Raw genomic sequence first — 17544 nt, 5'->3', positions numbered from 1 at the left:
CGTCCGACGCCGAACCAGGAGCCCCGGCCACGTGAGCCTCGCCAGCAGCCCCTCACCGCACGGCCGGTCGCCGCTGCACACCGTGCAGGTGCTCGGCGGGGGCAGCGCGGGCAGCAGCGCGCACGTGCGCACACTGGCGGCGGGCCTGGTCGCCAGGGGCGTGCGCGTGACTGTGTGCGCCCCCTTCGAGGCCGAGCGCACCTACGACTTCACCGGCGCCGGAGCGCAGCACGTCCCGGTGCCCCGCAGCACGGACCCCGCCTCCCTGGCCGCGCTCCGCATCGCCTGCGGCGACGCCGACCTGGTGCACGCGCACGGGCTGCACGCGGGCCTGCGCGCCGCGCTCGCCCTCGGTGGACGCCGCACCCCGCTCGTCGTCACCTGGCACACCCGGGCGCACGCCGAGGGCGCCCGCGCCCATCTGCAACGCCTGCTGGAGCGGCGCGTGGCCCGGGCCGCGTCCGTCGTGCTCGGCACGTCGTCCGACCTGGTCGAACGGGCCCGCCGACGGGGCGCCCGCGACGCCCGGCTCGCCGTCGTCGCCCTCCCTGCTCCCCGAAGGCCCACCGAGTACGAGGACCCCGACCGGCTGCGCCCCAAGCTCCGCGCGGAACTCGGCGCCACCGGCCGGCCGTTGCTCGTGGCCGTCGGCGCCCTCGACCGGCACCGCGGCCACGACGTGCTGCTGGACGCCTCCCGCGCCTGGCGCGGCATCGACCCGGCGCCGCTGGCCGTGATCGCGGGGGAGGGGCCGCTGCGCACGGTGCTGCAGCGGCGCATCGAGGACGAGGGGCTCCCGGTGCGGCTGCTGGGGCGGCGCGAGGACGTGGCGGAGCTGCTGGCCGCCGCCGACGTCGCGCTGCTGCCCAGCAGTTGGGAGTCCCGGTCCGTCCTCGCCCAGGAGGCCCTGCACGCGCGCGTGCCGCTCGTCGCCACCGACGTCGGCGGCATCCGCGAACTCGTCGGCGACGCCGCCGAACTCGTCCCGTACGGGAACGCGGAGGCGCTCGCCACCGCCGTCGTACGCCTCCTCGACGACCCGGCCCGCCGCGAGGCGCTGAAGGAGAAGGGCACGAGGCAGGCGGCGACCTGGCCTACCGAGGACGAGACCGTCGCCCAGGTCCTCAGCGTCTACGACGAGTTGACCCAGGTCCGGCCCTATCCCTAGGGCCTGCCTGACCATTCCCGCCTCACTGCGGGCGGACGCCGGGAATGGTCGGACAGTCCTCGGCCCCGTCAGGGCACGTGGCGACGTGCCCGCAGCGCCAGGCTCAGGGTCAGCACCGTCTGCGGGTCGTCGAGGTCCGCGCCCAGCAACTCCCCGATCCGGGCCAGCCGGTTGTAGAGCGTCTGCCGGTTCAGATGCAGCTCGCGGGCCGTCTCGGCCTTGCGGCCCGCATGTGCGAGATACGTCTGAAGCGTCGGCAGCAGCGGTGGCTTCGAACGGTCGTCGTGCTCCCGCAGCGGACCGATCGCGCGGTCCACGAAGGCCGCCAGGTCCGGATGGTCGCGCAGCCGCCACAGCAGCAGATCGATGTCCAGGCGGCGGGCGTCGTACCAGGGCAGCTCCGGCAGCCCCTGCGCCGCCGTCGCGGTCTCGGCCGCGTGCCGCAGTCCCGCCGACGCCGAGGCCCAGCCACCCGCCGCCCCGACCACCACCACCGGCGGCCTGGCGCCCGGGCGCCCTATGCCCGCCCGCTCCACGCCCACCCGCAGCGCCGCGGCCACCCGGTCGGCGACCGCCGCCCGCTCCGATTCCGAGCGCAGCCCCAGCAGCAGCGGCACCCGCCCCTCCACCGGCCGCACACCCAGCAGCACCGGCACGCCCAGCGACCCCAGCTCCTCCGCTACCGCCCGCGCCAGCACCGCCCAGCCCCCACCGCCGGGCGTCGGCCCGTCCGCGAGGCGCATCACCACCGGCAGGAGCGGGCCGCGGCCCGGCTTGAAGCCCAGCACCCGGGCCTGGGCGGGCGCGTCCTCGGCGGTGATCCGGCCCTCGGCGAGGTCGGTGAGGAAGTCGCCGCGCCCGCGCGCCGCCAGCTCCTCCTCCTGCCGGGCCTGCATCAGCACCACGGCGAGGCTGCCTGCCGCCCGCTCGGCGGCGATCCGGTGCACCGGCGCGACCGGCCCGCTCACCGGGAGCAGCACCAGCCGGGCCCGCACGGACCCCGCGCCGGGCCCGCCACCGGGCACGTCGACGATCGCCGTCCCGGCCGGCGGCTCGTCCTTGTGCTGGCCGCGCAGCCCCTCCCACACCTGCAAGGGGTCCGTGTCCGCAGGGCCGGTCCCGGCGGCGTAGAGCAGCTGACCGTCGGCCGTCTCCAGGAACACCGGATTGCCGCCGAAGTCGGCCAGGATGCCGAGGACCTGCGGCACCCCGCCCCCGCCGAGCAGCGCCTCGGTGCAGCGGCGGTGCACCTCCTCGGCCCGCTGGAGCAGCGCGTAGTGGCCGTTGACGATCTCCGTGTGGATCTCCTCGGTGACCGTCACGAACGGCACCTCGCGGTGCAGCTGCACCAGCGGCAGCCCGGCGGCCTTCGCCGACTCGACGAGGGCCGTGGGCAGCCGGGTGAAACGGGTGCCCAGCTCCACCACCAGGGCCGCGATACCGCGCTCGGCCAGCGTGCGCACGAACGCCCGCTGGTCGGCGGGGCGGGTGCCGAGCCCGTACCCGGTGGTCAGCAGCAGCTCACCGCCCTTGAGCAGCGACGCGATGTTGGGCACCTCACCCGCGTGCACCCAGCGCACCCTGCGGCCCAGCCGGTCGGCGCCCGCCAGCACCTCCGGCAGCCCGCTGCGCAGCCCGGGCAGCTCCAGTGCCCGCCGCACCGTGATCCCGGCGCCCTCGGTGCCCGGGAGGTCGAAACGGCTGTCCATGCGGCGACGCTACCTGCACCGACGCCCCGGGCGCAGGGCCGGGCCCCGGTCAGGCGGGCGGGATGTTGTGGTTGTAGCGGAACACGTTGTCCGGGTCGTACTGCCGCTTGACCCGCGCCAGCCGGTTGAGGTTCTCGGTGCCGAGCCCGGCCACCACCCGGTCCCTGCCCTCGTCGCCGATGAAGTTCAGGTAGACCGCCCCGGTGCGCCAGGGCCGGACGTCGTCGCGCACGTCCCGGACCCACCGCAGGGCCTTCTCGTCGTCGGCCGGGTCCTCCCAGACGCCGAACGGGTGCACGGTCCAGGCGGCGTCCCGGTAGGGGACCGGGTACTCGGGGGGCCCGGCGGCGATCGCGCCGCCCTGGGGGAAGAGCACGTGCTGACAGGAGCTGGGGACGGGCATCGAGGAGGCGCGGGCGCAGAAGATGTCGACCAGTTCGTCGGGCAAGCCGGTCAGGTACTCGGCCGACCAGTAGTTCCGCAGTCCGGGCGGGTCGTCGAGCATGCACTGGAAGTCGGCGTAGGGCATCGCGGACACGACCTCGGCCGCGTGCGGCAGCGCCAGAAGCGGCTGGGCGAGCTTGCGCAGGTCGTCCTCGCCGCCGACGTACGTGACCAGCACGGCGCACAGCAGCGTCCCGACCAGGTGCTCGGGGACGAACGGCTCGGGTGGACCGGTGATGTACAGCACGGCGCCGCCCACCTCGGGCGGGCCTGCGGCGATGACGTCGCGGTAGGTGCGGACCGCCTCCGGGCCGGTCTCGGGCACGAACATGAGCAGGGCGAGGGAGAACTCGGGCAACTCGTGCAGTTTCAGGGTGAGCGCGGTGGCGACGCCGAAGTTGCCGCCGCCGCCGTGCAGCGCCCAGAACAGTTCGGGGTTCTCCCGGGCGGTGGCGAGCACCGTGGAGCCGTCCGCGGTCACCAGTTCGACGCCGAGCAGGTTGTCGACGGCGAGGCCGAAGGCCCGGTCGAGCCAGCCGTTGCCGCCGCCGAGCACGAAGCCGCCCACGCCGGTGGTGGAGACCCGGCCGCCGGTCGTCGCGAGCCCGTGGGGCTGTGTGGCGCGGTCCAGGTGGCTCATCATGGCTCCGCCCTCCACCTGCACCGACGCCGATCCGGGATGGACCGTCACGTCGTGCATCCTGCGCAGGTCCACCACCAGACCGTTGTCGTTGAGCGCCATGCCCGCGACACTGTGCCCGCCGCCCCGAACAGCGATCTTCAGATCAAGATCCCGGGCGAAGCGAACCGCCCGTACGACGTCGGCCTTCCCCTCGCACTGCGCGATCACCGCCGGATGGCGGTCGATCATCGCGTTGAACACCGTCCGGGCCTCGTCGTAGCCCGGATCGCCAGGGGCGAAGACCTCGCCGGTCAGTTCCGCGCGGAGCGCGGAAAGCGCCGTGCGCGCCTTCGAAAGGGGAGCCATCGCAGCCGCCCCCTTCCAGCCAGGGGACAGGTCTGCCTTCAGCGTAGGCGGGGACGGCGCATCGGTCCTGTTCGGCGGAGAGCTGCGGGTTCCCTTCGCTGCCGGTCACCGGCTGCGCCCGTGACCCGCAGCTACCGCCCCGAGGCGGCGGGAGTGAGTGGCTACCGGGTCTTGAACCGGTCCGGACGCACGAAGTCCAGGTCTTCGAAGGTCTGTTTGCCGAGCGCCTCGTGCGCCGCGATGTGGCCGTAGCCGGTGGCCATTTTGAAGCCCTTTCCGGAGAATCCGGTGGCACAGTAGACCCTGCTGTTCTCATCCAGCCAGCCGAGGAGTGGATGCCTGTCCTCGGTGAAAAGGTCGGGGAAGGCGTCGGAGCGCACGATGGTGGGGATCAGGCCGGGGAAGAAGTCGGTGACGATCTCGGTGACCTTCTCGGTTTCTTCCCGGGTGAGATCCCTGGGCACGGAGTCCGGGTCGGGGGTCGTCCTTCTGCGCCCGTCCATCGGTGCGTCCACCGATGCCTTGACCGTCACGCCGTCGACGGCGGGTGCGCCGTACAGGGAGCGGTCGCCGTGCAGTCGGCTGAAGACGGGGAAGTTCTCCGGCGAGAACTGTGTGCCGTCCTGGGCGACGAACCAGGTCAGGACGATCCGATGGGTTTCCGTGACGGCCTTGAGGTGGTCGGGCATGAGCCTTCGGGACCAGCCGCCCGAGGCGACGATGACCTTCTCGAAGGTCCAGGTTCTGTCGCCCGAGGTGACGACCACACCGTCTTCGGTTTCGGTGATGCTGTCCACGGGTGTGTTCTGAAGGACGGTGGCGCCGCCTGCCTGGGCCGCCGCGACGGCGGCGCTGACGGCGCGGTCGGTGCGCAGAACGCCGGCGCGGGGGTCGTAGACGGCGCAGTCGTCGGGGCGGAGGTTGTGCTGGGGGTAGCGTTCCGCCAACTCCTCCCGGCTCAGGACGTAGTGCTCGGCTCCGTTGACGCGCGCTGTCTCGAGGAGGCTGTTGATGAAGCTGCTGTTCGTTGTCCCGATGGTGAGGCCCCCGGTAGGTGTGAGGATTTCCTGCCCGGTTTCCGCTTCGAGCTCGGCCCACAGGCCGCGGGAGCGTTCCATGATGGGGTAGTACTCGGGCCTGCCGAGGTAGACCATGCGGAACAGGCGGGTGTCCCCGCCTACGGCACTGCGGCCGTGGGCGGGGGTGGCGGCCTCGAAGCCCACTACCGAGTCGGACAGCCGGGAGGCCTGCCACAGGGCCATGCTTCCGATACTGCCCAAGCCGATGACTGCGAGTTTTGCGTCCATGACAGCAGTTCCCTTTCGTCTACTCGTGAAGTCCGGCGAGTCTGCTGCCGAATCTGGCCAGGAGTGAGGTCTTGCTGGAACCCCTGCGCTCTTCCCACCGGTCGGCGATACCGAAGAGCCGGTACATGGCGTGAACGCCCAGCCAGCGGATGGGTTCCGGTTCCCACTTCCGTGCCCGGTAGCCGACCCAGGGAAGGGTGGTCCGTTCGGTTTCCTTCTCGAAGGCGAGCTCCACGAGAGTCCTGCCGCCGACGTAGGCCGACGTGACGCCGTGTCCCGCGTAGCCGGTGGACGAGCCGATCCCGGATGCCGGGTCCCAGTGCACACCGCCGTTCCAGTCCCGCGTGACGCCCAGGACTCCCGACCAGGCGTGGTCCACCTCGAAGGGGATGCCCGGGAAGAAGGTCCTGAGCTTGTGCGAGATCAGGTCGATGGTGGACCGGGCGGTCGCACCGGCTCCCCCGGTGCCGGACCCGAAGCGGTAGGGGACACCACGGCCCCCCATGGCGATACGGCCGTCGGATGTCCGCTGGGAGTAGATGAACGTGTGCGCGGAGTCGTTGAGGCACTGGGGCCCGTCCCAGCCGATCTGCTGCCAGGCCTCCTCCGGCAGGGGCTTGGTCACGATCATCGAGGAATTGACCGGGATCAGGCTCCGGCGGCCCAGCAGCTGTCCCGAATAGCCTTCGGTGCAGATGAAGGTCTTCGCCGCGGTGACACGCCCGTCGGCCAGGGTGAGGGTCTTGCCCTCGACACGGTCCACGCGGCTGCTCTCGTAGACACTGACCCCCATGGAGGTCAGGGTGTCGGCGAGGCCGTAGACGAGTTTCGCGGGGTGGATCCGCGCGCAGTGCTTGTAGAAGAGTCCGCCGTGGACGGTGGAGATGTTGATCCGGGACTGGAACTCGTCCCGGTCGAGCAGGTGGACTTCGTCGTCGGTCAGCCCGTACTTCAGTTCGGCGTCACGCCTGGTGACAAGTCGGCCCAGCCCCGCCCGAGTGTGAGCGGCGACGAGCGCGCCGCCCTTGTGCTGATCGGCATCGATGCCCTCGGCCTCAAGGATGTCCAGGACCGCGTCGACGCCGGCGACGAACTCCTGCTGCAGCGCCCGGCTCGCCTCCAGCCCTCCCCCGGCGCGGGCGAAGGTGGCACGGTTTCCCGGCGGCATGGCCGAGAGCCAGCCACCGTTGCGCCCCGACGCGCCGTAGCCGACCTGTTCGGCCTCGAAGACGGCGACCGAGAGCGACGGTTCGAGCTTCTTGGCGAAGTACGCCGCCCACAGTCCGGTGTAGCCGCCGCCGACAATGGCCACGTCGACGGAGTCCTGGCCGGTGAAGCGAGGGAACGAGGGCTTCTTGTCGGCCAGTTGGGCCACCCAGAAGCCGAGCTCTCCGTTTCGGGGTGGTGCCGCGAGGGCGTTCATGGTGTGTCCTTCATCTGTCTCTGGGAACCGCGTGGGCCGCTGCTGGAAGGCGGTGTGGCCGCCGTCGACGGGGTGCGTTGCCCCGGTGATGTACGAGGACTCTGACGACGCGAGGAACAGGACTGCGTCGGCGATCTCCTCGGGCGTGGCGAGGTGCCGGAGCGGGATCTGCCCCTCGCGTCGGCCAGCAGGATCTGCACCGGGGTGTCGATCGTGCTGGCCGAGGGCGTCGAGTGCCTGTCGAAGCCGGCCCACCGCCGCGCTGCTCATGAGTGGCTCGCCGCTACACAGCGGTGCAGACCATCTGGATCTCGACAGGGGTGTTGAGCGGCAGCCCGGCGACACCGATCGCGGTGCGGGCATGGCGTCCGTTCTCACCCAGTACCTCGATCAGCAGTTCACTGGCCGCGTTGGCGACCTGCGACTGCTCACCGAAGTCCGGCGTGCTGGCCACGAAGACCAGCATCTGCACGATCCTGACCCGGTCCAGATCGCCCACCGCCTGCACAGCAGCAGCGAGACAGTTGAGCGCGGCATGGCGGGCGAGCTCCTGCGCGGTCTCCAGCTCCACGTCCCGGCCGACAACGCCCTGCCCCAGCAGCTCGCCGTCCTTGAAGGGGAGTTGGCCGGAGAGGTGGATGGTGGAGTCCACCGTCCGGTGGGGCATGAGGTACGTGGTGCCGGCGAGGACGGGTAGCTTCAGTCCCAGGGCCTGGAGTCTTTCTGAAGCCGAGTCACCCTTGACGGACTGAGGCAGGGGCTGACTCATGCCGCCACCGTCTTGCTGTGGATCATTTCCTCAGTTCTCCGCTCGGGCGTCAGGGGCGCGGCAGACCGAAGAGGACCGGAAGGTCGGCGATGTCGGTGATCCGCTCGTAGCCGAGCCAGTGCTCGTCGTGCTCCCAGCCGCGGTCGACGTACACCTTGTTCTCGATGCCCATGATGGCCGCGGAGCGCAAGTCGTACATCGGGCTCGCGGAGACGTGCACGAGCTCGTCGGGTGTCACGCCGAGCTTGTCAAACATGTACTCGAAAGCGCGCAGCCGCGGCTTGTAGACGCCCATCTCCTCGGCGCTGATGACGACCTCGAACGGGGCCTTGAGGTTCTCCGCGAGGCGCACGGCATGCGCGGTGTCGCTGTTGGTGATGATGACCAGCGGGACGGCCTCGGCCAGGCGGTTCAGCGCCTCGGTGACACCGGGGTGCGGGCCCCAGGTGGGGATGCGCTCGTACACCGCCCGCGCCTCGTCCTCGCGGTACTCGAGACCGACCTTGCGCGAGGCGCGTTCCATGGAGCGTGCGACGACCTGGTGGAACGGCTGGTACGCGCCCGTGCACTCGTCGATCCGGTACGCCTTGCAGATCCGCAGGTACTCATCGGCGACCTCGGCCGGCAGCCGGTCGCCCAGCACCTCACGCATCGTGTCGTTGATGCTGAACTTGATCAGGGTTCCGTTCATGTCGAACGTCACGAACTTGGGCTTGACGTCGAATCCCATGGGTCCTCCTTGTGCTTCAGGTGGAGCAGCCTGGCGCTCTGGTCGATTGTCGACCATCTTGTCTCGTCGATTGTCGACCAAATGGGCCTCGACTGTCAACAGTGTCAGAGGAGTGCCTAAGGCCGACCGGCGCTGATCCGCATCCGTATGAACGTGAGCCGGACAGGGCAAGGCTGTGAATCGGGGAGCTCCCTGCCAGGCAACAAAGTTAAGGTGTGGCCGCGACCAGCAGAGGTATAGTCGACAAACGACCAAGTGGTCGACAAGTACCGAGGGAGGGCAACGGGTGGACCACAAGTTCGAGTGGCAGGAGCAGCGGATGACGACGCCGGACGGCGTCTACCGCACGCTGCGTGCCGCCATCCTCGACGGGACCGTACCTCCTGGGGGGCAGCTGCGCGAGGCGCACATCGCCGCGGATCTCGGCATCAGCCGGTCCCCGCTGCGGGAGGCGCTGACCAAGCTGGAGGAGGAAGGGCTCGTCGTAAAGATCCCCTACCGTGGTGCGTTCGTCGTAGAGGTGAGCGCTCGTGAGGTCGCCGAGATCGACTCGGTCCGGCTACGTGTCGAGCCGTACGCCGCCGAGCTCTCGGCCGAAGCACTGCGCGGCCCTGCGCGGCCCCAGTTGCTGCAAACCGTCGAGGATCTCCGCCGGGCAATGGAGAAGGACGACATCCCGGCCAGCATCGACGCGCACCTTCGCTTCCACCGGCTCTTCTACGATCTCTCGGGGCACGGCGTCCTGCAGAGTCTCTGGAACGGCTGGGAGACCAAGCTGCGCCTCCACCTCAGCGTCGATCACCGCACGTACAGCGACGACCCGCACCAATTGGTCGTCGAGCACGAGCGGTTGGCCGCAGTCGCCCTGGAAGGCGACACGGAGGCGTTCCGCCAGGAACTGGCTGCCCATTTCCCCATGGGGCTGGGGGCCCAACGGGAGATCCAGGGGAACGCGCGCCCCGGCACGCTTGAGGCCGTGCCGACGTGCGCCATCGTCGGATTACCCGCCTCCAGCTGCGACAGCGTGGCTTTGCTCAGCCCGGCGCGCAGGGCCATCTCCGCGGCGCTCATGCCACTCTGCCGGCGGCACAGACGGATCTTCGCGCCGACCGCGGCCGCGGTACTGCTCACCGGCTGTCGGCCGGACCCGGGCGGCGCGGCCATCGGTGGCTTTCAGCGTCGGCAGGACCACCTCGGCCGGATCGCCGAGGCTTCGCGCATGGGTGCCCCCGCACGGGCTGACGATCAGTCCGGCATTCGCGGCGCTGGTGTGCGTCACCCCATAAGACGCGGACCTCTGCGCGGTTCCAGCGGCGCCTCCGGCGGCCGGAGGCCGCAAGGCAGCACAAGCGGTCGCAGAAACCACACATCGGGCGAACAGGACCGCCGTCACGGACAGCGCGACGGTGGCCGTCTTGGCCGCGAGATAGCTGGAGACCCCAGACCAGCGCGACCGTACCGACCGACGCCGGGCAGGCTCTGGCCGCCGCGGCCATCAAGGTCGAGACAGCCCTGGCCCAAGCCCGGCACACGGTCACCGATTTCGCCGAGAAGCCCGACGGCACCGTCTCGCTGGCCGCATTCCACAGCGCAGCGTCCGCGTTCTTCCCGATCCTGCTGAGCAGCCACGCCGACCCCGGACAACCCCGCCTGGCTCTCACGGACGAGGACGCCGCCCAGGACCGCGTCCCGGCTCTTACCCGTGACTACCATCTCGTGCTCGCCCACCGCTTCGATCACGGTCCTCCGTGGCCGCGCACAGTGACCACCACCACGTTGCTGAGCGAGCCCATCGATGTCGCCCTGCCGCCTGGCCATGTGCTGGCGTCCAAGCCGCTGCTCACGCCGCGGGACGTGGCGGACCAGCCGTGGATCACGGTGCACGACGGCTTCCCGCTGATGTCCATCATCGAGGCCATCGCGAGCGTCGCGAACCGGCGGCTCGACATCGTCCACCGCATCAACGAATTCGCGGTGGTCGCCGAGGCCGTCGCCGCCGGCGGCGGCCTCGCGCTGCTGCCCCGTTGGACCGCTCGGCGGCACCCCGACGTCGTCCTCAAGCCGCTCAGCGGAGTACATGCTCGACGCGACATCGACGTCCTCCACCGGCCCGAGCGCACCGCCCGGAAGGCCGTCCGCACAGTCCTTGCCGAGTTGCACCGCGCCGCCGCACGGATGCAGGGCCGCGACCGCTGAGTTGCGCCAACCGCTACCGAGTCCGTTGGCACACGTCGAGGAACAGGAGCCGGCCCTCCATGCCGTCGCGGTACGCCTGGTGGATGGTGCCGCGTTTGCCGTGGCACACGTCCCGGGCCGGCTTGTACCTCGACTCCTGCACGGGGAACTGCCGGTTCATCTGCGGCCGGTAGGTGTCGGCCACCGGGTCGACCGCCCGTAACAGGTGCTCAGTCTCGGCGATCCGCCCGTACTCCGCGAACGCCGCATCCACCGCGCCGTACGTGCCCGTCTCGACACCGGGCATCGTGGCCCTGGAACCGCTGGTCGTCCAAGTCGCGGAATCTCGGGCTGAAGTCTTAGCTGAGGATCTTGAACAGGCCGAACACCATGTCGGAGTACTCGCCGTACTCGTAGCCGTCCCGGAGCTCCCGCGCGTGCTCATAGGCCGTCTTCGGCCGCTTGGTGAGGCCGGCCACGCACATGGCCGTCCATGCCGAAGCGGATGAGACCGGTGAGCCAGGTCCCGCCGTCGACCGTCGCTTCCAGCGACGGCAGGTGCAGCCGCACTTGGTGTTCCGCGGTCGCACTCGAGACTGAAGTTTGTATTGACAGTACTCGACGGGCCCCCATATGGTCGACAAACGACAATGCGGTGGCGGTTTTAAGCCACCATAAGGCGCTTTGCCGCCACTGTTACTCGAGAGGAGAGTCGAGTGCAGATGATCGAGATTCATGAGAAGCGGGTTCTCGTGGCCCACCGCGAGGGTTTGTTCCCTGCGCCGTCCGCGGCGGTGGCGGGATGAGCCAGTCCGTGACTTCGGTAGCGAGCACCGGCTCGGCTTCCGATCGGCTCCAGGCCTTGGGTCTGGACCTTCCCGAGCTCCGTGGCAACCCGTACTACGTGCATCACCGGACGGTGGGCTCCAGCATCTATATTTCGGGCCAACTGCCTTACAAGGACGGTTGGTTGCTCCGGCAGGGCACCGTCGGCCGGGACGTCGAGCTGGAGACCGCGCGGGAGCTCGCACGCCATGCCGCGCTCAACTGCCTTGCCGCCGCTGTGCAGGCGGTGGGCGACCTGGAGCGGGTCCGGATCGTGCAGATGCTGGTCTTCGTGGCCAGCACGCCGGACTTCGGTGAGCAGTCGAACGTCGCCAACGCGGCCAGTGATCTGCTCATTCAGGTGCTGGGCGAGAACGGGCGGCACGCGCGCACCGCGATCGGTGTCGCCGGGCTGCCGCTCAACAGTCCGGTCGAGATCCAGATGGTCTGCACCGCGGTGTAGGCCGGGCCGACGGCGGCGGTGTACGCAAGCGCGCGAGATCGCGGACCGCACACGTTCGGCATCCAGGGGGAGTCAGCACCCGCGCCCCTCGATCATTCCCAGGCAGAACCACAAGGAGGGCAGCGTGAACCGGCTGCAACGAGCACTCGACGCTCTCGCCGAGCGGATCGACACCCCCGCGCCGATCGTGCTGGTCGACGTCATGCAGGGCAACATCGACCGCGTGCAGGGCTTCGCCGACCAGCGCAACCTCAAGGTCAGGCCGCACGTCAAGACGCACAAGTGCGTGGAGATCGGGCGACGCCAGATCGAGGCCGGCGCGGTCGGGATCACCGCGGGCAACGTCGGTGAGGCCGAGGTCTTCGCCGCGGCCGGGTTCGACGACATCTTCCTCGCCTACCCGATCTGGGCCGCGGGAACGAAGAAGCCCCGGATCCGTCGGCTCGCCGAGTCCGCCCGGCTGCGGGTCGGCGCCGACAACGTCGCGGCGATCGAGGCCCTTGCCGACGCGATGGGAGACGAACCGGACCGGCTGCAGGTCGTGATCGAGGTCGACTGCGGCGCCCGTCGCTCCGGGGCGCCGCCCGAGGCTGCGGGCGATCTCGCGCTCGCCGCCCGCAAGCGGGGCCTGGTGCCGGTGGGTGTCTTCACCTATCCGGGGCACGGCGGTGCCGGCCGGGACTTTCGCGGGCGCGCCGCGCAGGACCAGGAGGCCGCGCTCACCACCGCGGTACGCAGCCTCGAAGGTGTCGGGGTCACCGCTGAGGTGGTCAGCGCCGGCTCCACTCCGACCCTCGAGTTCTCCACGAGCGGCGTGATCACCGAGATCCGTCCTGGCGAGTACGTCTTCGGCGATCTGAACAACGCCCGGCTGGGCTCGTGCACGGAGGACCAGATCGCGCTGTTCGTCGCGGGCACCGTGGTCAGCGACTGGGTCCCCGACCAGGTCATCGTCGATGTGGGCAACAAGGCCCTCAGCAAAGAAGGAAGCCCCGAGATCGGCTACGGCGGCATCGCCGGCACGAAGGCGGTCCTGTCCAAGGTCAACGAGTACCACGGGTTCCTCCCGCTGCCGGACGGCGAGTTCCGTCCCAGCGTCGGCACCGTCGTACCCGTCGTGCCGAACCACGTGTGCCCAGTCGTCCTCGGTTTCGAGGAACTGATCGTCACCGACAGCACGGGCACGTCGCTGGAGCGGTGGCCGGTCGACGCCCGCGGGTTCCTCAACTGACCGGCGCCGGGGACGGGACCCTCGTACCCGAACCCGCGACCCGACCGACATCCCCCGCAAAGGAGTGCCTGAGATGAGACTCAACAACGTCACGGCCCTGGTGACAGGCGCCAGCAGTGGCATCGGGGAAGCCGTGAGTTCCCACTTCCGCCGCGAGGGCGCGCGACTGCTGCTCACCGGCCGCAGGGAGCGGCTCGACAGCGCCCAGCCCGACGACCTGTACGTTCCCGGAGACCTCAACGACGAGGCGTTCGTCGAGAGCCTGGCAAAGCAGGCCGCCGAGTCCTTCGGCACCGTCGACGTCGTCGTCCTCAACCACGGCCTGCAGGCTGCGGGTCCGCTCACCGAGATGGCCTGCGACGACGCGAAGAACGTGCTGGAGAGCAACCTGCTCAGCGCGTTCCTGGTGATGAAGCACTTCGCGCCGCTGATGCCCGAGACGGGGGGATCGTTCGTCTGCGTCAGCTCACGGCTGGGCATGGTCGGCATGGCCGGGCAGGTCCTGTACTCCGCCGCCAAGGGGGGCCTCATCATGCTCGCCAAGGGCGCGGCGATCGAATGGGCGCCGCGCAACATCCGCGTCAACGTCGTCGCTCCGGGCCTGACCGCACCCCGATCATCGAAGCGGCGTTCCAGCGCAGGCCCGACCCCGAGGGCTACCGCCGCGAGCGCGAGAGCCAGATCCCGCTCAACCGCCTCGCCACCCCCGAAGAAGTCGCCGACGCGGTGCTCTTCTTCGCGTCGTCGGAGTCGTCGTACGTCACCGGATCGGTCCTGACCGTCGACGGCGGGTACACCGCCTTCTGAGCATGGGCCATGCCCACGAGTGTCGCTCGGCAACGGCTTGTCGACCGCTTTGTCATGAAGTGACGTAGAGGACGTGCGACCCGATCGTCCTCGAGTTTCTCGCGAAGTCACCTGCTGAGCAGCTTCGCCGGCGCCAAGGGACGCTCGGCACGTCCCTCAGCCGCGGGCCCGGGCTCTGCCTCGTCCCTCAACGAGTGCCTTCATGCTGCGCCCCGGCACGCACCTCGCCGCCATCGCCGCCCCTCACGGCTGACGGGTCTCATGCCCGTCCACTGAACCGCCCCCCCGTCCCACTGAGCTGGTCCCCGATCCGAGCGGTTCCCAGCGTGCTTTCCCCCTTTGAGTAAGGAGCAGACCCATGCGAGTCAGCAGACACTGCAGCGTCCCGATCGTCACGACGGCCCTGGCCCTCGCGCTTGCCGCGTGCGGGTCGAGTGGCACCGCGCAGAGCGTGGGGGCGAAGAGCACGGCGCAGGGCGGGGGTTCGGGTTCGTCGGCGGAGCACACCGACGACATCTCGGTGGGTGTGAAGCCGGATGCGAAGGCGGTGAAGCTGCTGCCCGCGGCGGTGAAGGCCAGGGGCACGATCTCGGTGGCCATGGATCTGACCAGCCCGCCGACTTCGTTCATGGCGTCGGACAACAAGACGCCGATCGGTTTCAACCCGGACTTCTCCCGGCTGATCGCGGCCAAGCTCGGCCTGAAGCTGCAGATCAACAACATCAAGTTCGACACCATCATCACGGGCCTGCAGGCCGGCCGGTACGACTTCACGGCGTCCACCATGGGTGCCACCAGGGACCGGCTGAAGGTGCTCGACATGGTCGACTACTTCAAGGCCGGGACCGGGGTGTCCGTCCCTTACGGCAATCCGGAGAAGCTGACCACCCACACGCTGTGCGGGCACCGCGTCGCCGTGCAGTCGGGCAGCACCGCGGAGCTGCAGTGGCTGCCGCTGCTGTCCAAGCAGGACTGTACGAGCAAGGGCAAGCCGGCCATCGCCGCGGTGAGCCTGCCCAGTGTGAACGACGCGCTCACTCAGCTGGTGTCCAAGCGGATCGACGCGGTGATGTACGACTTCACCGGGCTTCAGTGGGCGGCCACGCAGCAGCCCAGGACATTCGACGTGCTCAAGCCGCTGGTGGCCACCAAGACGGTGACCGTGGCGCTGAAGAAGGACTCGCCGCTGACTCCCGCGGTGCAGGCTGCCATCCAGTCGATCATCGACGACCCCAAGTACGCCGAGGCGCTGGGTCGCTGGGGTTTCAAGGATCTCGGGATCAAGACCGCGGCCATGGCCGTCCCTCAGGACTGAGGTTCCGATGGATGTGATCGAGACGACGATCAGGAGCCGACCGGTGTCACAACTGCTGGCCGAGGAAAAGAAGCGGATCACGCCGAAACGTCCGCGCGACTACGTCGCCTGGGTGGTCGCGATCGCGATCGTCGCCGCGTTGGTGTGGACCGCGGTGACGAACGAGAACTATCGCTGGCCGGTGGTGTTCAGCTACTTCACCACCCAGACGATCCTCAACGGCCTGCTGATCACGCTGCTGCTGACCGTGGCGAGCATGGCTCTGGGTACGCTGCTGGGGCTGGTGCTGGCGGTGATGCGCATGTCACACCAGCGGCCCATCGCCGGGCTCGCCCAGCTCTACATCACCTTCTTCCGCGGCACCCCGGTGCTCGTGCAGCTGATCTTCTGGTTCAACATCGCGGCGCTCTACCCGAACCTGTCGATCGGTATCCCGTTCACCCATATCTCTGCGCCGGTGAACGTGAACGCGATCATGACGCCGATGACCGCGGCCGTCGTGGGGCTCACCCTGAACCAGGCCGCCTACATGTCGGAGATCATCCGCGGCGGGTTCGCGTCGGTTCCCCGCGGGCAGCACGAGGCCGCGGAGTCCCTGGGCATGTCGGCCTTCACCAAGCTCCGCCATGTGATCATCCCGCAGACCATGCCGGCGGTCATCCCGGCCACCGGCAACCAGGTGATCGGCATGCTCAAGGAGACCTCGCTGGTGAGCGTGCTCGGCGTCGCCGACCTGCTGAACAGCGCACAGTCGATCTACGCCCGCAACTACCAGACGATTCCGCTGCTGATCGTGGCCAGCCTCTGGTACCTGATCATGACGCTGGTGCTGAGCGTGCCGCAGTCCATGATCGAGCGCCGTTTCTCCCGCTCGACCCGGACGCGGCTGACCCCGGCCGCCACCTCGGCCGAGCCCGGGGCGGGCCAGCCCGTTCCCACCACGAGGGAGTCCCTGCTGTGAACGCCGACGGAACGATCGTCGCACGCAAGCTGTGCAAGAGCTACGGCCGTCACCAGGTCCTGCACGACATCGACCTGACCGTCAGGGCCGGGGAGATCTCCTGCATCATCGGGCCCAGCGGATCCGGCAAATCGACCCTGCTGCGGTGCGTCAACGGCCTGGAGACCGTCGACCGCGGTGTCCTCAAGGTCAACGGGGAGGACTTCGGCTATGTCGAGAAGGGCGATGCCTACCACGCGGTGCGCCCCAAGCGGCTGGCCGAGCAGCGCGCCCGCATCGGCATGGTGTTCCAGCAGTTCAACCTGTTCCCCAACATGACCGCCGAAAGCAATGTCATGTCCGGCCCGGTGCTGGTGCAGAAGAAGGACCGCGAGGCCTGCCGGGAGCAGGCGCGAGAACTGCTGGCCAGGGTCGGCCTCGACGGCTGCGGGCACAAGTACCCCGCCCAGCTCTCCGGCGGCCAGCAGCAACGCGTGGCCATCGCCCGCGCGCTCGCGATGGAACCCACCATCATGCTGTTCGACGAACCCACCAGCGCGCTGGATCCGGAACGTGTGGGCGAAGTGCTCGCCGTCATGCGCGACCTCGCCGGCAACGGCATGACCATGCTGGTCGTCACCCACGAGATGGGCTTCGCCCGCGAGGTCGCCGACGAAGTCCTGTTCATGGACGGCGGCATCGCCGTCGAACGCGGCGACGCACGCGAACTGCTGGCCAACCCGCGCGAGAAACGAACCCAGGCATTCCTCGAAAGGGTGCTGTAGAAGCGGCACGGACACGCGGTAGCTGTTCCGGCAGCGTGCCGGCCCGGGCTTTGCTCCCGTCAAGGCCGTCGCCTTCTGCGAGCTTGTGGGCCTTGGCCGGGGTGACGTCGATGCTGTGGCAGCGGTCCATGCCCAGGCCGCGGGCGGCGGCCGGGCCGATGTGGATGCGAATGCCCGCCCCAGGGTGCCTGGTAGCAAAGTCCGCTGAGGGCTTCGGCCAGGGCCTGGATCGCTCCGCTCCGGTCAGCGTCCGTGTCCACCGTCCACCGACAAGGTCGACGCGCAAATTCGGGCCCAGCTGCTGGCCGCAGAGTTCCTGTTGGGCAGGTGGCCGGCGGCGAGCGCACCCGGATGCTGCGCAGGGTGACCATCCGGCGCGCTCATCTGATGCGTCAGTGCACTCGCGCGAAGACCCAGATCCACTCCGTGCCCCACCGCAACCTGCTACCCCGCCCGCCGCTGACC

General features: G+C 69.6%; 14 protein-coding genes and 5 pseudogenes. 10 read left to right on the top strand and 9 right to left on the bottom strand.

Translation table 11 applies throughout. The features are described from left to right. The first annotated feature begins 31 nt into the window (after window positions 1–31). Entirely contained in the window at window positions 32–1168 is a 1137-nt protein-coding gene (locus tag C3488_RS32410) for a glycosyltransferase family 4 protein (protein ID WP_103844452.1), read from the top strand. Window positions 1169–1236: 68 nt separating this feature from the next. Here the strand turns inward: C3488_RS32410 and C3488_RS32405 are convergent, their stop codons facing one another. The 7 genes and pseudogenes from C3488_RS32405 to C3488_RS32380 form a co-directional block, all read right to left on the bottom strand. Further along, window positions 1237–2877: a PucR family transcriptional regulator gene (locus C3488_RS32405; RefSeq protein WP_103844451.1), complete on the bottom strand. Its 1641-nt coding sequence runs from the start codon at window positions 2875–2877 to the stop codon at window positions 1237–1239. Between the two features lie 49 nt (window positions 2878–2926). Further along, window positions 2927–4309 (bottom strand): FAD-binding oxidoreductase, encoded by a 1383-nt coding sequence (locus C3488_RS32400; protein ID WP_103844450.1) that lies wholly within the window; start codon window positions 4307–4309, stop codon window positions 2927–2929. A gap of 161 nt (window positions 4310–4470) precedes the next feature. Next, complete coding sequence (gene solA / locus C3488_RS32395) at window positions 4471–5616, bottom strand: N-methyl-L-tryptophan oxidase (RefSeq protein WP_103844449.1); 1146 nt, start codon at window positions 5614–5616, stop codon at window positions 4471–4473. Window positions 5617–5635: 19 nt separating this feature from the next. Beyond that, window positions 5636–7039: an NAD(P)/FAD-dependent oxidoreductase gene (locus tag C3488_RS32390; RefSeq protein ID WP_374955472.1), complete on the bottom strand. Its 1404-nt coding sequence runs from the start codon at window positions 7037–7039 to the stop codon at window positions 5636–5638. A gap of 111 nt (window positions 7040–7150) precedes the next feature. After that, a pseudogene (locus C3488_RS42775) lies at window positions 7151–7309 on the bottom strand (hypothetical protein); the annotation flags it as partial. A 13-nt stretch (window positions 7310–7322) separates the two neighbouring features. After that, the gene (locus C3488_RS32385; protein ID WP_103844448.1) at window positions 7323–7808 is read right to left on the bottom strand and encodes a RidA family protein; all 486 of its coding nucleotides are present in this window, start codon (window positions 7806–7808) and stop codon (window positions 7323–7325) included. A 49-nt stretch (window positions 7809–7857) separates the two neighbouring features. Next, window positions 7858–8538: a haloacid dehalogenase type II gene (locus C3488_RS32380; RefSeq protein ID WP_103844447.1), complete on the bottom strand. Its 681-nt coding sequence runs from the start codon at window positions 8536–8538 to the stop codon at window positions 7858–7860. Between the two features lie 319 nt (window positions 8539–8857). Between C3488_RS32380 and C3488_RS32375 the strand changes: the two are divergent. Then, window positions 8858–9391: pseudogene (locus C3488_RS32375) on the top strand (GntR family transcriptional regulator); the annotation flags it as partial. Here the strand turns inward: C3488_RS32375 and C3488_RS42075 are convergent. After that, window positions 9337–9594 carry a hypothetical protein gene (locus C3488_RS42075; protein ID WP_258053804.1) on the bottom strand — a complete coding sequence of 86 codons (258 nt, stop codon included), beginning with the start codon at window positions 9592–9594 and terminating at the stop codon, window positions 9337–9339. The pseudogene C3488_RS32375 and the gene C3488_RS42075 overlap by 55 nt on opposite strands. Window positions 9595–9993: 399 nt before the next feature. On the opposite strand from C3488_RS42075, the pseudogene C3488_RS32365 reads away from it, so the two are divergent. Then, a pseudogene (locus tag C3488_RS32365) lies at window positions 9994–10734 on the top strand (LysR family transcriptional regulator substrate-binding protein); the annotation flags it as partial. Between the two features lie 46 nt (window positions 10735–10780). Here the strand turns inward: C3488_RS32365 and C3488_RS32360 are convergent. Continuing rightward, a pseudogene (locus tag C3488_RS32360) lies at window positions 10781–11114 on the bottom strand (Tn3 family transposase); the annotation flags it as partial. A gap of 401 nt (window positions 11115–11515) precedes the next feature. Here C3488_RS32360 and C3488_RS32355 point away from each other — a divergent pair. From C3488_RS32355 to C3488_RS32330, 7 genes and pseudogenes are all read left to right on the top strand, one after another. Continuing rightward, window positions 11516–12001, top strand: coding sequence for a RidA family protein (locus C3488_RS32355; protein WP_103844445.1), 486 nt, complete (start codon window positions 11516–11518; stop codon window positions 11999–12001). 124 nt (window positions 12002–12125) lie between these two features. Continuing rightward, entirely contained in the window at window positions 12126–13232 is a 1107-nt protein-coding gene (locus tag C3488_RS32350) for an alanine racemase (protein ID WP_103844444.1), read from the top strand. Between the two features lie 73 nt (window positions 13233–13305). Next, a pseudogene (locus C3488_RS32345) lies at window positions 13306–13809 on the top strand (SDR family NAD(P)-dependent oxidoreductase); the annotation flags it as partial. Beyond that, window positions 13791–14039 carry an SDR family oxidoreductase gene (locus C3488_RS42070; protein WP_258053802.1) on the top strand — a complete coding sequence of 83 codons (249 nt, stop codon included), beginning with the start codon at window positions 13791–13793 and terminating at the stop codon, window positions 14037–14039. The pseudogene C3488_RS32345 and the gene C3488_RS42070, both read left to right, overlap by 19 nt. Before the next feature lie 358 nt (window positions 14040–14397). Beyond that, window positions 14398–15354: an ABC transporter substrate-binding protein gene (locus C3488_RS32340; RefSeq protein WP_103844443.1), complete on the top strand. Its 957-nt coding sequence runs from the start codon at window positions 14398–14400 to the stop codon at window positions 15352–15354. A 43-nt stretch (window positions 15355–15397) separates the two neighbouring features. Continuing rightward, on the top strand, window positions 15398–16315 hold the full coding sequence (locus C3488_RS32335; RefSeq protein ID WP_181139286.1) for an amino acid ABC transporter permease: 918 nt from the start codon (window positions 15398–15400) through the stop codon (window positions 16313–16315). Continuing rightward, entirely contained in the window at window positions 16312–17079 is a 768-nt protein-coding gene (locus tag C3488_RS32330) for an amino acid ABC transporter ATP-binding protein (protein ID WP_103844441.1), read from the top strand. The genes C3488_RS32335 and C3488_RS32330 overlap by 4 nt, the downstream gene beginning before the upstream one ends. Window positions 17080–17544: the final 465 nt, after the last annotated feature.

This window comes from Streptomyces sp. Ru72, from assembly GCF_002920635.1.
Taxonomy (GTDB): domain Bacteria; phylum Actinomycetota; class Actinomycetes; order Streptomycetales; family Streptomycetaceae; genus Streptomyces.
The sequence above is the reverse complement of the archived record's forward strand: the minus strand, read 5'-3'. Positions and strand labels throughout refer to the sequence as shown.

What these genes read in the sequence shown, in the direction of transcription:
- C3488_RS32340 (WP_103844443.1), top strand. Translation starts at nt 14,398, where the DNA reads ATGCGAGTCAGCAGACACTGCAGCGTCCCGATCGTCACGACGGCCCTG.
- C3488_RS42070 (WP_258053802.1), top strand. Translation starts at nt 13,791, where the DNA reads ATGGGCGCCGCGCAACATCCGCGTCAACGTCGTCGCTCCGGGCCTGAC.
- C3488_RS32400 (WP_103844450.1), bottom strand. Translation starts at nt 4,309, where the DNA reads ATGGCTCCCCTTTCGAAGGCGCGCACGGCGCTTTCCGCGCTCCGCGCG.
- C3488_RS32355 (WP_103844445.1), top strand. Translation starts at nt 11,516, where the DNA reads ATGAGCCAGTCCGTGACTTCGGTAGCGAGCACCGGCTCGGCTTCCGAT.
- C3488_RS42075 (WP_258053804.1), bottom strand. Translation starts at nt 9,594, where the DNA reads ATGGCCCTGCGCGCCGGGCTGAGCAAAGCCACGCTGTCGCAGCTGGAG.
- solA (WP_103844449.1), bottom strand. Translation starts at nt 5,616, where the DNA reads ATGGACGCAAAACTCGCAGTCATCGGCTTGGGCAGTATCGGAAGCATG.
- C3488_RS32390 (WP_374955472.1), bottom strand. Translation starts at nt 7,039, where the DNA reads ATGAACGCCCTCGCGGCACCACCCCGAAACGGAGAGCTCGGCTTCTGG.
- C3488_RS32385 (WP_103844448.1), bottom strand. Translation starts at nt 7,808, where the DNA reads ATGAGTCAGCCCCTGCCTCAGTCCGTCAAGGGTGACTCGGCTTCAGAA.
- C3488_RS32405 (WP_103844451.1), bottom strand. Translation starts at nt 2,877, where the DNA reads ATGGACAGCCGTTTCGACCTCCCGGGCACCGAGGGCGCCGGGATCACG.
- C3488_RS32380 (WP_103844447.1), bottom strand. Translation starts at nt 8,538, where the DNA reads ATGGGATTCGACGTCAAGCCCAAGTTCGTGACGTTCGACATGAACGGA.